The 14,483-nt window shown below is 51.0% G+C and carries 14 protein-coding genes; 7 read left to right on the top strand and 7 right to left on the bottom strand.

The window, feature by feature from the left end:
* Positions 1–111 precede the first annotated feature (111 nt).
* The 4 genes from cgtA to rplU all read right to left on the bottom strand — a co-directional run bounded on the left by cgtA (position 112) and on the right by rplU (position 3,012).
* Entirely contained in the window at positions 112–1,293 is a 1,182-nt protein-coding gene (gene cgtA, locus R2X38_RS25805; protein ID WP_317525225.1) for an Obg family GTPase CgtA, read from the bottom strand.
* 142 nt (positions 1,294–1,435) lie between these two features.
* Positions 1,436–2,359, bottom strand: coding sequence for a DMT family transporter (locus R2X38_RS25810; RefSeq protein WP_317525226.1), 924 nt, complete (start codon positions 2,357–2,359; stop codon positions 1,436–1,438).
* Between the two features lie 65 nt (positions 2,360–2,424).
* Positions 2,425–2,682, bottom strand: coding sequence for a 50S ribosomal protein L27 (gene rpmA / locus R2X38_RS25815; protein ID WP_007467532.1), 258 nt, complete (start codon positions 2,680–2,682; stop codon positions 2,425–2,427).
* An 18-nt stretch (positions 2,683–2,700) separates the two neighbouring features.
* A complete protein-coding gene (gene rplU / locus R2X38_RS25820; RefSeq protein ID WP_039456406.1) occupies positions 2,701–3,012 on the bottom strand; it encodes a 50S ribosomal protein L21 in 312 nt (103 codons plus the stop codon).
* Between the two features lie 400 nt (positions 3,013–3,412).
* Here rplU and ispB point away from each other — a divergent pair, with 400 nt between their 5' ends.
* Positions 3,413–4,384, top strand: a complete 972-nt coding sequence (gene ispB / locus R2X38_RS25825) for an octaprenyl diphosphate synthase (protein ID WP_317525227.1) — start codon at positions 3,413–3,415, stop codon at positions 4,382–4,384.
* A gap of 183 nt (positions 4,385–4,567) precedes the next feature.
* On the top strand, positions 4,568–4,759 hold the full coding sequence (locus R2X38_RS25830; protein ID WP_317525228.1) for a hypothetical protein: 192 nt from the start codon (positions 4,568–4,570) through the stop codon (positions 4,757–4,759).
* A gap of 82 nt (positions 4,760–4,841) precedes the next feature.
* Here the strand turns inward: R2X38_RS25830 and mdh are convergent, their stop codons facing one another.
* Positions 4,842–5,780: a malate dehydrogenase gene (gene mdh / locus R2X38_RS25835; protein WP_317525229.1), complete on the bottom strand. Its 939-nt coding sequence runs from the start codon at positions 5,778–5,780 to the stop codon at positions 4,842–4,844.
* Between the two features lie 370 nt (positions 5,781–6,150).
* Here mdh and argR point away from each other — a divergent pair, with 370 nt between their 5' ends.
* The 4 genes from argR (at position 6,151) to R2X38_RS25855 (ending at position 11,181) form a co-directional block, all read left to right on the top strand.
* Positions 6,151–6,621 carry a transcriptional regulator ArgR gene (gene argR, locus R2X38_RS25840; RefSeq protein WP_107299633.1) on the top strand — a complete coding sequence of 157 codons (471 nt, stop codon included), beginning with the start codon at positions 6,151–6,153 and terminating at the stop codon, positions 6,619–6,621.
* A 332-nt stretch (positions 6,622–6,953) separates the two neighbouring features.
* Positions 6,954–7,922: a TAXI family TRAP transporter solute-binding subunit gene (locus R2X38_RS25845; RefSeq protein WP_317525230.1), complete on the top strand. Its 969-nt coding sequence runs from the start codon at positions 6,954–6,956 to the stop codon at positions 7,920–7,922.
* 116 nt (positions 7,923–8,038) lie between these two features.
* Positions 8,039–10,618: a TRAP transporter permease gene (locus R2X38_RS25850; protein WP_317525231.1), complete on the top strand. Its 2,580-nt coding sequence runs from the start codon at positions 8,039–8,041 to the stop codon at positions 10,616–10,618.
* 107 nt (positions 10,619–10,725) lie between these two features.
* Complete coding sequence (locus R2X38_RS25855) at positions 10,726–11,181, top strand: universal stress protein (protein WP_317525232.1); 456 nt, start codon at positions 10,726–10,728, stop codon at positions 11,179–11,181.
* A gap of 56 nt (positions 11,182–11,237) precedes the next feature.
* Here the strand turns inward: R2X38_RS25855 and R2X38_RS25860 are convergent, their stop codons facing one another.
* Together R2X38_RS25860 and mpl are read right to left on the bottom strand one after the other, a co-directional pair.
* Positions 11,238–11,861: a flavin prenyltransferase UbiX gene (locus R2X38_RS25860; RefSeq protein ID WP_411186018.1), complete on the bottom strand. Its 624-nt coding sequence runs from the start codon at positions 11,859–11,861 to the stop codon at positions 11,238–11,240.
* On the bottom strand, positions 11,854–13,215 hold the full coding sequence (mpl, locus tag R2X38_RS25865; protein WP_317525233.1) for a UDP-N-acetylmuramate:L-alanyl-gamma-D-glutamyl-meso-diaminopimelate ligase: 1,362 nt from the start codon (positions 13,213–13,215) through the stop codon (positions 11,854–11,856). The genes R2X38_RS25860 and mpl overlap by 8 nt, the downstream gene beginning before the upstream one ends.
* Positions 13,216–13,423: 208 nt before the next feature.
* On the opposite strand from mpl, the gene fbp reads away from it, so the two are divergent.
* The gene (gene fbp / locus R2X38_RS25870; protein WP_317525234.1) at positions 13,424–14,440 is read left to right on the top strand and encodes a class 1 fructose-bisphosphatase; all 1,017 of its coding nucleotides are present in this window, start codon (positions 13,424–13,426) and stop codon (positions 14,438–14,440) included.
* Positions 14,441–14,483: the final 43 nt, after the last annotated feature.

Genomic DNA, 14,483 nt, shown 5'->3' on the forward strand with positions numbered 1-14,483 from the left:
TTAATGTCTGAGGGTATTTTCACTCAACCGTAGGATCATTCAACTGATCAATGGCTTAACTGATCGGTGTTAGCCCTTGCAGGCGGTTTTTCACTATTGCTGGACTAGCAATTATGGCTTGTAGATGATTTCGACGTCGTAGTCGTCTTCGTTCCAATCATCCCAGTCATCATCGTCGTCATCACTCTTCTCAGCGTTTTTAATTTGCTGTTCGTGATAATCGTCCCACTTGAACTCAACTTTCTTCTCTTCAGACTCTTCTTCATCGTATTCAAAGTCAACAGCAGGCATCGACTCGATCTGGCGCATCAGATCGTAGGTCAGCTCTTTGGTACCCATACGATTTAGTGCCGAGATACAGTAGTAGCCTTCGTCCCATGCCAGAGCATCCAAGATCTCTTCGATCTTCTCTTGTGCTTCTTCTTCCGGCATCAAGTCTACTTTGTTAAAGACAAGCCAACGTGGTTTGTTGGTTAGCTTTTCACTGTACTGGTTAAGCTCATTGATGATAGTGAATGCATTCTCGATTGGGTCTGAACCATCGGCTGGCAGCAGATCAATCATGTGCAAAAGCACACGACAGCGCTCAAGGTGCTTCAAGAAACGGATACCCAAGCCAGCACCGTCGGCTGCACCTTCAATCAAGCCCGGGATATCGGCAACCACAAAGCTACGATCGCTATCGACACGCACCACACCAAGACTTGGCACAAGTGTCGTAAACGGATAGTCCGCCACTTTCGGTTTTGCGGCTGACACAGAGCGGATAAAGGTCGATTTACCCGCATTAGGCAAACCTAGCATACCCACGTCGGCCAGAAGCAATAACTCCAATCGAAGATGGCGTACTTCACCTTTGGTACCCATTGTTTTCTGACGCGGTGCGCGGTTTACAGAAGACTTGAAACGGGTGTTCCCCAGGCCATGGAAGCCACCTTTCGCGACCATTACCTTCATGCCATGCTGGGTCAAGTCAGCGATAACTTCGCCAGTCTCTTCATCGACAGCACGGGTACCAACAGGAACGCTCAGGACCTTGTCGGCACCACGTTTACCTGTACAGTTACCGCCACGACCATTTTCGCCACGTTCAGCGGCGTAGAATTTTACAAAGCGGTAGTCGATTAGTGTATTGAGGTTTTCATCAGCCAGTAGGTAAACATCACCACCGTCACCACCGTCACCACCGTCAGGCCCGCCTTTCGGTACATACTTTTCAGTACGGAAACTGACGGTACCATTACCACCGTCACCAGCATCGGCTCGAATCACCGCTTCATCTACAAACTTCATCTCTTTCTCCGCACAGTGGCGTTAAAATTCTTCAACTCGGCTCGTTCTGTCCAAGTTGCTATTAACCTATTGTACAACCAAACGTCGTGCTTATCCGACCTTTTGTCGCGCACAACAGTGGGCCAACGCTGGTGTCCAATTATTACTTTCGCTTCAGCAAGCGATGACCGATAGCGCTAAACATCGCACCACCGACGACAACCATTGCTCCGGCATAACCCCACTGGTTCAGGGCTGCTGGCGCAACATAGTCAGGCCAGAGCAAACTGGCCAGATCCACAAACAGAATCGTGAACAGGGGGGCTAAGGTGATCACAGCACTGACCTGCGAAGCCTGCCAGCGCGCCATCGCTTCAGCGAAGGCGCCATATCCCACCAATGTATTGAGGCAGCAGAAGATCAGCATGCCCAACTGCCGCTGATCCATCAGCTGGATCTGGCTTGGTGTGGCGACCGGCATCAAGATCAAGGCGCAGATCACGTAGATCATCAGCAAGATCTGCGGTGACGAAAACTGCCTTAGCATGCGCTTTTGTGCCAGGGCGTAGACAACCCAAACCATAGCGGCGGCAACAGCCAACAACACTCCGGTGGTGTATGCGCTCATACTGGTGAACAGCTCGGCCAGGCGCTCATTAAAGAACAGTAGCAAGCCGGACAGTAACGCGACCACCCCAACGACCTGATGCTTACCCAAGGTCTCTTTGAACAGCCATACGCTGGACAGCAGCAGCATCATAGGTGCCAGCTGCATGATCACCTGCACGACAGCAGGGTTAAGGTACGACAGTGAGCTGTTGAACAGTACAAAGTTACCTGCAAGCCCTAGGCTCGCCAGCAACAACAGGATACCCCCCTTGCGCCCTAGCCCGCTGAGGCTGGGCAGATTACGTCGGTAGGCTAACCACAGGCCCAATCCAGTGGCTGCTGTCATAAATCGATACCAGACGATGGTAAAAGGATCCATCACCTCGACAGCCTGCTTCATTGCAATGGGCAGCGCTCCCCAAAATACGGCGGTAAGCAACGCCAGGGACATCCCAAGCAAGGGATTTTGCTGTGGCATAAAGCCCCCCATAAACAAAAAGCCCCGCCAGTAGGCAGGGCTTTATCATTCGTGTCGAGACTGAATTATTCAGCTTCGATAGAAACGAATTTACGGTTCTTAGGACCTTTAACTTCGAACTTCACTTTACCGTCAGATAGAGCGAATAGAGTGTGGTCTTTACCTAGGCCTACGTTGTTACCTGCGTGGAACTTAGTACCACGCTGACGTACGATGATGTTACCTGCTAGTACAGATTCGCCACCGAAACGCTTAACACCAAGACGTTTACTTTCTGAATCACGGCCGTTACGAGTAGAACCGCCAGCTTTTTTGTGTGCCATCTTTAAATTCTCCTGTTATTAAGCGCTGATGCCAGTAATTTTGACTTCAGTGAACCACTGACGGTGGCCCGCTTGCTTACGAGAGTGCTTACGACGACGGAACTTAACGATTTTTACTTTATCGCCACGACCGTGAGTAACTACTTCAGCAGTTACTTTACCGCCAGCTACGAAAGGTGCGCCTACAGTTACTTCTTCGCCGTTAGCTACTAGAAGTACTGAGTCAAATTCAATGCTAGCGCCAGTTTCAGCGTCTAGTTTTTCTAAGCGTAGGGTCTGGCCTTCGCTTACACGGTGTTGTTTACCACCACTTTGGAAAACAGCGTACATGTCTTACTCCGCTTGTCCGCATAGGCCATTTGCCACGTATATTTTGGGCAATGGGTATGCGCTTAATCTTGTCATCAATAGGGCGCGAATGTTACGCGAAATTAGGGCTACTGGCAAGCGATTGTGCAAAGAAAATTGGCGAAAAGCTGCTCAGTAATAAAAGTCATCGATTTAAACGCAATCGAGGTTATGAAGATTGCTGTCTTTTAGTGTAATATTCGATAATTAATTTATCTCGGTTGATTAACAAATCTTAACTATGCAACCCTTTTGATCCTTGCTGTGAGCCACTTCCCATCTTATGGGGCGAACTTTTCGTGCTTGGGTCAAATCAGTTAAGCTTACAACCGACACGCATAACAATCCGCCGGGTGCGGCACATTATTTTGCTGGATGTACAATGGATTTCAAAGCTATCCAAGCGCTCACTGCCAATGATATGGCACAAGTCGACGCGAAGATACTGGCTCAACTGAACTCAGATGTAGCCCTCATTAATCAACTAGGTTTTTACATTGTCAGCGGCGGCGGCAAACGCATACGCCCGATGCTTGCTGTACTGGCAGCCCGTGCCCTTGGCTACCAAGGCGAACAACACACTACCGCAGCGGCCTTTGTGGAGTTTATCCATACTGCCACCCTACTTCATGACGATGTTGTCGACGAGTCGGATATGCGCCGCGGCAAAGCGACCGCCAATGCAATGTTCGGTAATGCCGCCAGTGTGCTGGTTGGAGATTACATTTACACCCGCTCGTTCCAGATGATGACCAGCCTACGATCCTTGAGGATCCTCGATGTCATGAGCGAAGCGACCAATGTGATCGCAGAAGGTGAAGTGCAGCAGCTGATGAACTGCAACGATCCCGACACCACAGAAGAAAGCTATATGCAGGTGATCTACTCCAAGACTGCCCGCCTGTTTGAAGCGGCAACCCAAATCTCCGCCATTCTTGTCGAAGCCCCGGAAGATACCGAGCGAGCTCTGCAGGATTATGGCCGCTACTTGGGTACCGCCTTCCAGCTGATTGATGATGTTCTCGATTACAACGCTGATGGCGATGAAATGGGCAAGAATGTCGGTGATGATTTGGCCGAGGGTAAACCTACTCTGCCTCTACTTCACGCAATGCAACACGGTAATGCCGAGCAGGCCGCGATGATCCGCGAAGCGATCGAAAAAGGCAATGGCCTGGACAAGCTGGGGCCTATTCTAGAATGCATGAAGCAAGTTGGCTCGCTGGAATACACCCAGCAGCGCGCCGAAGAAGAAGCCGAGAAGGCAATCGCCAGCCTGGCTCAGATTGCCGATAGCGAATTCAAGGATGCACTGGTTGCACTGGCCCATCTGGCTGTGCACCGCAATAAGTAACCGTCGCTGCTTTAGCGTAGCGCTCTCTATAAGCGCTTCTATTAACGCCCAACAAGAGCCTGCCTTTCGGTGGGCTTTTTTGATCGCCTCATTACCTCAGGCCGTACTCACTCAGTGATTTCACAATAATCTATAGTTATATCAATGACGGCTGGATCTTCGAGATCATGACAGGAGGCCACTATGCAAGCAAAAGAACTGAAGCCTGGAATGTGGGTTGAATACCAGCAGGGCGTCGCTGAAGTTATCGATGTGGATCAAGAGCACAACACGGCGATCATCGAGAACATGAGTGATCACCGCCGGATCAACATCAACTGCAATGATCTTGTTGACCAACCCCAGCTCCATACCGGATGCGACAATTACTATTGAACATCACACGAGCATATCGTTCCCCAAAAAAAGAAGCGACCTGTTGGCCGCTTCTTTTTATACAAGAGTTAAAGCTCAGGAGTTACTTGGCAGCAAACTCTTCGCCTTTGGCGATATCACCGTGAAGTGTCTCCAGCATGCCTTCCAGTGCGTCCTGCTCGAAAGCACTTAGCGCACCGTAATCCATCACCTCTTCAACACCCTCTTTGCCTAGAAGAATTGGCTGGGCGAAGAAACGTGCATGTTTGCCGTCACCTTCCACATAAGCACACTCAACCTGGCCAGTTTCGCCCTGCAGCGCACGAACCAGTGATAGACCGAAACGACAAGCCGCCTGACCCATAGACAAGGTCGCAGAGCCGCCACCGGCTTTGGCTTCTACCACTTCGGTACCCGCATTCTGGATGCGAGGCGTCAGTGCTTTTATTTCCTCTTCAGTGAATTCAACACCTTCTACCTGAGACAGAAGAGGCAGAATAGTCACACCAGAGTGGCCACCGATCACAGGTACACGCACCTCGCCCGGATCAACATTCTTCAGCTCAGCGACAAACGTCTCAGAGCGGATCACATCCAGAGTCGTTACACCGAATAGTTTGCGCTTGTCGTAAACGCCAGCTTTTTTCAATACATCAGCGGCAATCGCTACAGTTGTGTTAACTGGGTTAGTGATGATACCTACACAAGCTTTCGGGCAAACAACCGCAATTTTTTCAGCCAGTGACTTCACGATACCTGCGTTCACGTTGAACAGATCGGCACGATCCATACCCGGCTTACGAGCAACACCAGCAGAAATAAGAACAACATCAGCACCCTCTAGTGCCGGAGTTGGATCTTCACCCGCGTATCCCTTAATAGAGACAGGAGTTGGGATATGGCTCAGATCAGCCGCAACGCCTGGTGTTACTGGGGCAATATCATACAGCGCCAGATCCGAACCTGCTGGCAGACGATTCTTAAGCAACAGGGCAAGAGCCTGGCCGATACCACCGGCCGCACCAATTACAGCAACTTTCATGTTCGTTCTCCTTTACGATAGAAGTATATAATTTTCAGACCTAATCATATGAAATCACAGTCGATTTAAAACACTGATTTCATATCAAAGACAGAACTGACGTTATAGTAACCAACCAAGAAATACAATCAGATGCCACCAGCTTTGCGATATCGCGCATAGGCAAGAATAAAATGTGCTACATCCCCATAACATTTACCCATGTAGACTTGACGTTTGCAGCGCGTAAATCTCGCATACCTCTTAATATTTATTCACTTTCACCCGCTATAATGGTGATACATGCACCAGTTTACTTGAACACTGTTTGCTTGAATCCAAAAAGTTGTGCCAGAATACAGCACCTCGTCCCTGCACATGAAATTTACTTATGCGAAATTCAGATAAACAAGAACGCCTAGTCAAAGCGTTCAAGGCAATTCTAAAAGAAGAGAAATTCAGCTCTCAAGGTGAAATCGTCGACGCATTGAAAGCTCAGGGGTTCGACAATATCAACCAATCCAAAGTCTCTCGCATGCTAACCAAATTCGGTGCGGTACGTACCCGCAACGCGAAAATGGAAATGGTCTACTGCCTACCAGTCGAGCTTGGCGTACCGACAACCAGTAGCCCACTCAAAGAGTTAGTGATGGAGATCGGCTATAACAGTGCTTTGGTGGTTATCCACACCGGCCCAGGTGCAGCGCAGGTTATTGCCCGTTTGCTAGACTCCCTGGGTAAAGCAGAAGGGATCTTGGGCGTGGTTGCAGGTGACGATACCATCTTCATCACACCAACCAATTCGATTTCAACAGAAGAGCTGTTCGACTCTGTCTGCGAACTATTTGACTATAGCAAGTAATTGCTTATAGCCTCCTTAAGACCAGGCAGCAAATCATGCGGTTTCCTGCCTGGTTTTGTGAGAGTTAGATCACAATAAGACAAACTTTCACCAAACCCTCACCCCTTATGCAAATCATTGATTAATATAAATAATTATTCTACTCCCCATTAGTGTCAGTAACTATTTCCACTCTGTAACCACCTTATTTTCATTAACATAGTTTTAAAGTTATTGATTTGTTTTGATATCATTGCTCAGATTCAATAATGAATTACCCTCAGGTAGGTACGCCTTGCCACAGATGGAAAAGGCTTTTCTCTGGAAATAACAACAACTAGGAAGGGACAAACATGGCATTTAAGCAATTCGTCAAAGTCAGTGCACTTGCTGCCGCAGTTATGACAACTGGCATGGCCAATGCCCAGAACTTTATCACCATCGGTACCGGCTCTGTGACTGGTGTTTATTACCCGACAGGTGGTGCTATTTGTAAGCTCGTCAACAAAGACCGCAAAGAACACAATGTTCGCTGTTCGGTAGAGTCTACCGGCGGTTCTATCTACAACGTCAACACCATGCGTGCTGGTGAATTGGACTTCGGTATCGTGCAGTCTGACTGGCAGTACCATGGCTACAACGGTACCAGTAAATTCGAAGAGCAGGGTCCATACAAGAAACTACGTGCTGTGTTCTCACTACATACCGAACCGTTCAACATCATTGCCCGCACCGATGCAGGTATCAACGGTGTTGAAGATCTAAAAGGCAAGCGTGTGAACATTGGTAACCCAGGCTCAGGTGACCGCGCAACCATGGGTGTGGTCATGGACGCCATGGGCTGGACTAACAAAGACTTCAAACTGGCTTCCGAGCTAAAAGGCTCTGAGCGTTCGCAAGCACTATGCGACAACAAGATTGATGCCTTTGTTTACGTCATCGGCCACCCAAACGGCTCGATCAAAGAAGCAACCACCTCTTGCGATGCAAAACTAGTATCTGTAACGGGACCAAAATTTGACCAAATCGTGGCTGACACTCCTTATTACACTAAGAGTGTTGTTCCGGGGGGGATGTATAAAGGAACAGACGGCGACGTAAACAGCTTCGGTGTGGCCGCGACGCTAGTTTCCTCTACCGACGTGTCTGACGATGTTGTTTACGCTGTCGTGAAGTCCGTATTTGAGAACTTCGATACGTTCAAGCGCCTGCACCCAGCCTTTGCCAACCTCAAGCCTGAGGACATGGTCAAAGAGGGCCTATCCGTCCCACTACACCCAGGGGCCGTGAAGTACTACAAAGAAGCAGGTTACCTGAAGTAATCCTGCATGATAGGCAATACCATGCAGCAAGCACCAGATTATGGTGCTTGCTGCTTCTCTATTTTTCATTCCGATAAATTCTAATCACACCCTAGCCCATCGAAGAAGGATTATGCATGACGAAGACAACACAATCGTCGACAGATGTGCAAGATATGGTGGCTCAGGCGGATACCGGGGCAAGAAGCCCAATTGGACTGGCTGGACGTATCCTGTGGTTTGTTCCATTTTGTTGGTCACTGTTCCAACTTTGGTACGCTTCACCGTTACCGTTTATTTTCAACTTTGGCGTCCTAAACGACACTGAAGCCCGATCTATTCACTTGGCATTTGCCATCTTCATGGCATTTACCGCCTACCCAGCCCTGAAACATTCGCCGCGAGACAGGATCCCACTGCTAGACTGGCTCCTTGCGCTGGCAGGCAGCTTCGCTGCTGCATACCTGTTCCTGTTTTATACCCAGCTGGCTGGTCGCTCCGGAGCCCCTACCCAGATGGATATCGTGGTCGCCGTTACCGGTATGGTGTTGCTGCTTGAAGCGACTCGCCGCGCACTAGGGCCACCTTTGATGGTCGTCGCCGCTGTCTTCTTGCTGTACACTTTCGGCGGTCCTTACATGCCGGATGTCATTGCCCACAAAGGTGCCAGCCTCAATAAGGCCATGTCGCACCTGTGGCTAACGACTGAAGGGGTATTCGGTATCGCGGTTGGCGTCTCGACCTCGTTCGTATTCCTGTTTGTATTGTTTGGTGCCATGCTCGAACGTGCCGGTGCCGGTGCCTACTTCATTAAGGTAGCCTTTTCGCTGCTTGGCCATATGCGTGGTGGTCCGGCCAAAGCGGCAGTTGTCGCTTCGGGTCTGTCTGGCCTCGTATCCGGCTCGTCGATTGCCAACGTGGTCACCACCGGTACTTTTACCATCCCACTGATGAAAAAGGTGGGGTTCCCAGGTACCAAAGCCGGTGCCGTCGAAGTGGCCGCGTCAACCAATGGCCAGCTGACCCCGCCTATCATGGGGGCTGCAGCCTTCCTGATGGTGGAATACGTCGGGATTTCCTACGTCGAAGTAATCAAGGCCGCATTGCTGCCAGCGCTGATCTCTTATATCGCACTGATTTACATCGTCCACCTGGAAGCCTGCAAGGCCGGGATGTCCGGCCTCGAACGCCGCTATAAGCCGACTTTAGCCCAGAGCCTGCTGTCATTCTGTGGCACCATCCTCGGCTTAGTCGTTCTCAGTGCCCTAGTCTACTACGGCGTTGGCTGGACCAAGGACGTCTTTGGCGCGGCGGCGACCCCGTTGATCGCAGCAGTGATCCTGATCGCCTATGTCGCATTGATCAAAGTGGCAGCCGACTACCAAGATCACGCGCTTGAAGATCCAAACGCCGATATTACCGAGGTCCCTGACCCGGGGCCGACGATGAAATCAGGGCTTTACTTCCTGCTACCGATTGTTGTGCTGGTTTGGTGTCTGACGGTAGAGCGCTTCTCGCCAGGGCTGTCTGCCTTCTGGGCAACCGTGTTCATGATCTTTATTCTGTTAACCCAGCGCCCACTGCTGGCGTTGTTCAACAAAGAAAAGACATTGGCTGAAGCCGGTAAGGAAGGGGTTATCGACCTGCTCGAGAGTCTGGTTTCCGGTGCCCGCAACATGATTGGTATCGGTGTGGCCACCGCCGCCGCCGGTATCGTAGTCGGCGTGGTTACCCTGACCGGAATCGGGCTGGTAATGACCGAATTCGTCGAATTTATCTCCGGCGGCAACATCATGCTGATGCTGCTGTTCACAGCCTTGATCAGCTTGATCCTCGGTATGGGTCTGCCGACCACGGCAAACTACATCGTGGTCTCGACCTTGATGGCACCGGTTATTGTTACTCTCGGAGCTCAACACGGCCTGATCATTCCATTGATCGCGGTACACCTGTTCGTGTTCTACTTCGGGATCCTTGCCGATGATACCCCGCCGGTCGGCCTGGCCGCCTTTGCTGCCGCAGCGATTGCCAAAAGCGATCCGATCCGCACCGGTATCCAGGGCTTCACCTATGATATCCGGACCGCCATCCTGCCGTTCATGTTTATCTTCAATACCCAGTTGCTGATGATGAATATCGACTCCTGGTGGCACCTGATGCTCACGGTCGGCTCGGCGATCATCGCCATGCTCACCTTCTCGGCGGCGACGCAGGGATGGTGGTTTACCAAGACCAAATGGTGGGAAGTCGCAGCGCTACTGCTAATCACTTTCTCTTTATTCCGCCCGGGTTTCTGGTGGGATATGGTCTACCCGCCCAAGCATGAGATGCCGGGTACCCTGATTGCCGATGCAGCCGATAAGCTGGCTATTGGCCAGCCGCTTGAGCTGCAGGTCAGCGGGGAAAACCTGGAAGGGAAGTTCGTCTCCAAGCACGTTCTGCTGCCTTTTGATGAAGCAGCGGTCTCCCCCAACGAGCGGATCGATTCTACGGGCCTGATGCTGCGCCAGGATGGCGACAAGATGATCGTCGATATGGTCGAGTTCGGCAGCCCGGCAGAGCAGGCCGGTATCGACTTCGATTGGGAGATCACTACCGTTAGCCTACCGGCGGCCCGCCCGATGAAAGAATGGGTCTTCATACCGACCTTGCTCATCTTGGGCGGACTGGGCTGGAACCAGCGTCGGCGTGCCAAATCTCTTGGTCACATCAAGTAAACCATTATCAAGCAAACCAAGGTTCTGGCTCTTTCATCACGAAAGGGCCATGCCAGTTTGGTATACACTATAGGGAGCCTCTCCCTTCGTGAACAAAGAGACAAAGTATGTATAAGCAAATCTTGGTTCCGGTCGACCTCAATGATAAAGGTTTCGCAGACAAAGCTGTCGAACTAGCTGTTTGGCATGCCCAGCACTCCAATGCCACCATCCACCTGCTCAATGTCCTGCCCGGCATCCACATGGCGATGGTATCAAGTTACTTTCCCAAAGATGCGGCGCGCAAAATGATGCAAGACACCCAGCAACAGCTCAAAGCCTTTGCCGAAGCCTATATTCCACCAGAAATTGTCCACCACCAGCATGTTTCGGAAGGGAAAACATGGACGACGATATTGGAGCATGCCGAGCGGGTCGGTGCTGACTTGATCATCATGCCGAGCCATAAGCGTTCTGGCCTCGATAAAGTCATGCTCGGCTCAGTCGCCGCCAAAGTGGTTGAGAACTCCCCGATCAATGTCTTGGTTCTCAAGCCCCAGGCTCACCTGTCTGAGTCCGACTAATACCGAAATCACGCACTAAAAAGCCCGCTGCTGCGGGCTTTTTATCAATCAATAAGTTACTTCCTTTGGTCATAGCCCCAGCGCGGAACCAGACCTTGTTCGACGCCAAGGTGGTCCAAAATGCGCGCCACCATAAAATCGACCAAATCCTCGATAGTCTCTGGCTGGTGATAAAAACCAGGAGCCGCCGGCATAATCGTGGCACCCATTTGCGACAGCTTGAGCATGTTCTCCAAATGAAGCGTGGAGAACGGGGTCTCGCGCACCACCATAAGCAGTTGCCCACGCTCTTTGAGTACCACATCAGCTGCTCGTTCCAGCAGGTTATCCGACAGCCCATGGGCTACCGAGGCTAAAGTACCCGCCGAGCAAGGGCAAACCACCATTTTTTTCGGCGCTGCCGAGCCTGAAGCCACCGGCGAGAACCAATCTTCTTTTCCGCACACTTCAAGCCTGTCAGCAGAGCAACCCAGCAGCTTAACCAAGGCTCCCTTTGCCGCATCCGGCCCGGATGGAAGTTTCAGACCATGCTCGGTGGCCAACACCACCCTGGCCGCCGATGAGATCAACAGGTACACATGGTAATCAGCCGCCAGCAGGCACTCCAGCAGACGCAAACCATAAGGTGCGCCGGAGGCGCCAGTCCATGCCAGGGTAATACGTTTATCAGGACTACTCACCAGCAGCCTCCAGGGCGGCTAGCAACTTACCGTGGATACCACCGAAGCCACCGTTGCTCATCACCAAGATGTTATCGCCAGGACGGGCACGTGCGATAACTTTGGCGACCAAGGCATCCAAGTCACTGTCTGTCTGGCTTGGCTGCTGGCAATGCTCGGCAATTTCGTCCACCGACCACGGGATATTATCCGGCTGGAAGATGAAGACTTCATCGGCTGCGGCCAGCGCCGGTGCCAAATCAAGTTTGTGCACGCCAAGCTTCATGGTATTCGAGCGAGGCTCCAGAACCGCAAGGATACGTTGCTCCCCGACTTTGGCACGCAAACCACCCAGCGTTAGCTCAACCGCAGTTGGGTGGTGGGCAAAGTCATCATAGACCTTCACCCCGGCTTGCTCGCCTTTGAGCTCCAACCGGCGCTTGGTATTGACAAACTTGCCCAGCGCCTCGCAGGCCAGCTCCGCAGTCACACCAACATGACGAGCTGCGGCAATGGCCATCAGGGCATTGCTGACATTGTGATCACCAATCAGATCCCAGTCGACAGTCCCTGCCTTTTTGCCATCAAGCAACACATCAAAACGGCTGCCGGCAGGATCCAGTTTTTGCGCCTGCCAATGACCATCTTCGCCGATATATTCCAGCTCGCTCCAGCAGCCCATGCCCAGAGTGTCATCTATTGCCTTGACCCCTTTCGGGGCGAGGATACGGCCATTGCCCGGTACCGTTCTTACCAAATGGTGGAACTGCCGCTGTATCGCTTTCAGATCATCAAAAATATCTGCGTGATCGAACTCCAGATTGTTCATCACCAAGGTGCGTGGTCGATAATGAACAAACTTAGAACGTTTATCGAAAAAAGCACTATCGTATTCGTCCGCCTCAACGACAAAGAACATACTTTCACCTAAACGTGCGGAAACACCGAAGTTTCCAAGCACACCACCAACCAGGAAGCCGGGTTGATAACCGCAATCTTCAAGGATCCAGGCCAGCATACTCGCGGTAGTGGTCTTACCATGGGTGCCCGCAACAGCTAGCACCCAGCGGTCATGCAGCAAAATCTCCTGCAGCCACTGCGGGCCCGAGGTATAGCGCAAGTTGTTGTTAAGCACATACTCCACACAAGGGTTACCACGGCTCATCGCATTGCCGACGACCACCAGGTCAGGGGCTGGATTCAACTGTGATGGATCATAACCTTGAATAATTTCAATGCCTTGAGATTCAAGAAGAGTACTCATTGGCGGATAGACGTTGGCATCGCAGCCGGTGACTTTATGGCCTAGCTGGCGGGCAAGAATTGCCGCACCGCCCATGAAAGTGCCACAAATTCCTAAAATATGGATGTGCATAACTGTCAGCTCACTCGGTAATTTTCACTAATTTCACGCTAATGCGTTACTTCGTTACCATAAAAAAGATCTTTATATACAATATTTTATACAAAATAGAGCACACACTATAAAAAGGCGAAATGCCAATATGGGTATAAAAATTGTCCATTAGAGACATTGTACCTGACTTAACTGCCCCGATGACAACAAGATGCAAGGATTGTATATGTCCGATATTAGAACCCTTGGCGAGTTCATTGTCGAGAAACAGAACGACTTCCCCCACGCCAGCGGTGAGCTTTCTTCCCTGCTGAGCTCGATTAAACTTGCGGCGAAAATCGTCAACCGTGAAATCAACAAAGCCGGCTTGGCTGATATCACAGGTTCGTTCGGCGACGAGAATGTTCAGGGTGAAGAGCAGCAGAAGCTCGATGTCTATGCCAATGATAAGTTTAAAGCTGCACTAGAAGCACGCGACCAAGTGTGCGGTGTAGCCAGTGAAGAAGAAGACGAAGCCGTTACCTTCAACCGCGAGTTGAACCGTAATGCCAAGTACGTCGTTTTGATGGATCCACTAGATGGTTCTTCGAACATCGACGTAAACGTTTCCGTCGGTACTATCTTCTCTATTTACCGCAGAGTATCTCCTGTCGGCACCCCACCGACCCAAGAAGACTTCCTGCAGCCAGGCAGCGAGCAAGTCGCGGCGGGCTACATTATCTATGGTTCATCAACCATGCTGGTTTACACCACAGGTAACGGTGTCCACGGCTTTACCTATGACCCGTCTTTGGGCCTGTTCTGCCTGTCACACGAGAACCTGCAAACGCCTGAAGACGGCCGTATTTACTCGATCAACGAAGGTAACTACTTCCGCTTCCCAATGGGCGTGAAAAAGTACATCAAGTACTGCCAGGAAAATGTGCCAGAAGACGATCGCCCTTACACCTCTCGCTATATCGGCTCACTGGTATCGGATTTCCACCGCAACCTATTGAAAGGCGGTATTTACCTATACCCAAGTACTGCAACTCACCCAACCGGTAAGCTGCGCCTGCTTTATGAGTGCAACCCAATGGCCTTCCTGATCGAGCAGGCTGGCGGTAAGGCGTCTGACGGTGAAAACCGTATCATGGACATCAAGCCAACCGAGCTCCACCAGCGGGTGCCATTCTTTGTCGGTTCTACCAGCATGGTAGAAAAAGTCGAGGCTTTCCTCGCCGAATTCCCTGACCAAGACTAAGCAACACAAACAGGCTGAATCACTCAGCCTGTTTTCTTTTCCC

This window comes from Photobacterium rosenbergii, assembly GCF_033022775.1.
Lineage (GTDB): Bacteria > Pseudomonadota > Gammaproteobacteria > Enterobacterales > Vibrionaceae > Photobacterium > Photobacterium rosenbergii_A.

What these genes read in the sequence shown, in the direction of transcription:
- cgtA (WP_317525225.1), bottom strand. Translation starts at nt 1,293, where the DNA reads ATGAAGTTTGTAGATGAAGCGGTGATTCGAGCCGATGCTGGTGACGGT.
- R2X38_RS25810 (WP_317525226.1), bottom strand. Translation starts at nt 2,359, where the DNA reads ATGCCACAGCAAAATCCCTTGCTTGGGATGTCCCTGGCGTTGCTTACC.
- rpmA (WP_007467532.1), bottom strand. Translation starts at nt 2,682, where the DNA reads ATGGCACACAAAAAAGCTGGCGGTTCTACTCGTAACGGCCGTGATTCA.
- rplU (WP_039456406.1), bottom strand. Translation starts at nt 3,012, where the DNA reads ATGTACGCTGTTTTCCAAAGTGGTGGTAAACAACACCGTGTAAGCGAA.
- ispB (WP_317525227.1), top strand. Translation starts at nt 3,413, where the DNA reads ATGGATTTCAAAGCTATCCAAGCGCTCACTGCCAATGATATGGCACAA.
- R2X38_RS25830 (WP_317525228.1), top strand. Translation starts at nt 4,568, where the DNA reads ATGCAAGCAAAAGAACTGAAGCCTGGAATGTGGGTTGAATACCAGCAG.
- mdh (WP_317525229.1), bottom strand. Translation starts at nt 5,780, where the DNA reads ATGAAAGTTGCTGTAATTGGTGCGGCCGGTGGTATCGGCCAGGCTCTT.
- argR (WP_107299633.1), top strand. Translation starts at nt 6,151, where the DNA reads ATGCGAAATTCAGATAAACAAGAACGCCTAGTCAAAGCGTTCAAGGCA.
- R2X38_RS25845 (WP_317525230.1), top strand. Translation starts at nt 6,954, where the DNA reads ATGGCATTTAAGCAATTCGTCAAAGTCAGTGCACTTGCTGCCGCAGTT.
- R2X38_RS25850 (WP_317525231.1), top strand. Translation starts at nt 8,039, where the DNA reads ATGACGAAGACAACACAATCGTCGACAGATGTGCAAGATATGGTGGCT.
- R2X38_RS25855 (WP_317525232.1), top strand. Translation starts at nt 10,726, where the DNA reads ATGTATAAGCAAATCTTGGTTCCGGTCGACCTCAATGATAAAGGTTTC.
- mpl (WP_317525233.1), bottom strand. Translation starts at nt 13,215, where the DNA reads ATGCACATCCATATTTTAGGAATTTGTGGCACTTTCATGGGCGGTGCG.
- fbp (WP_317525234.1), top strand. Translation starts at nt 13,424, where the DNA reads ATGTCCGATATTAGAACCCTTGGCGAGTTCATTGTCGAGAAACAGAAC.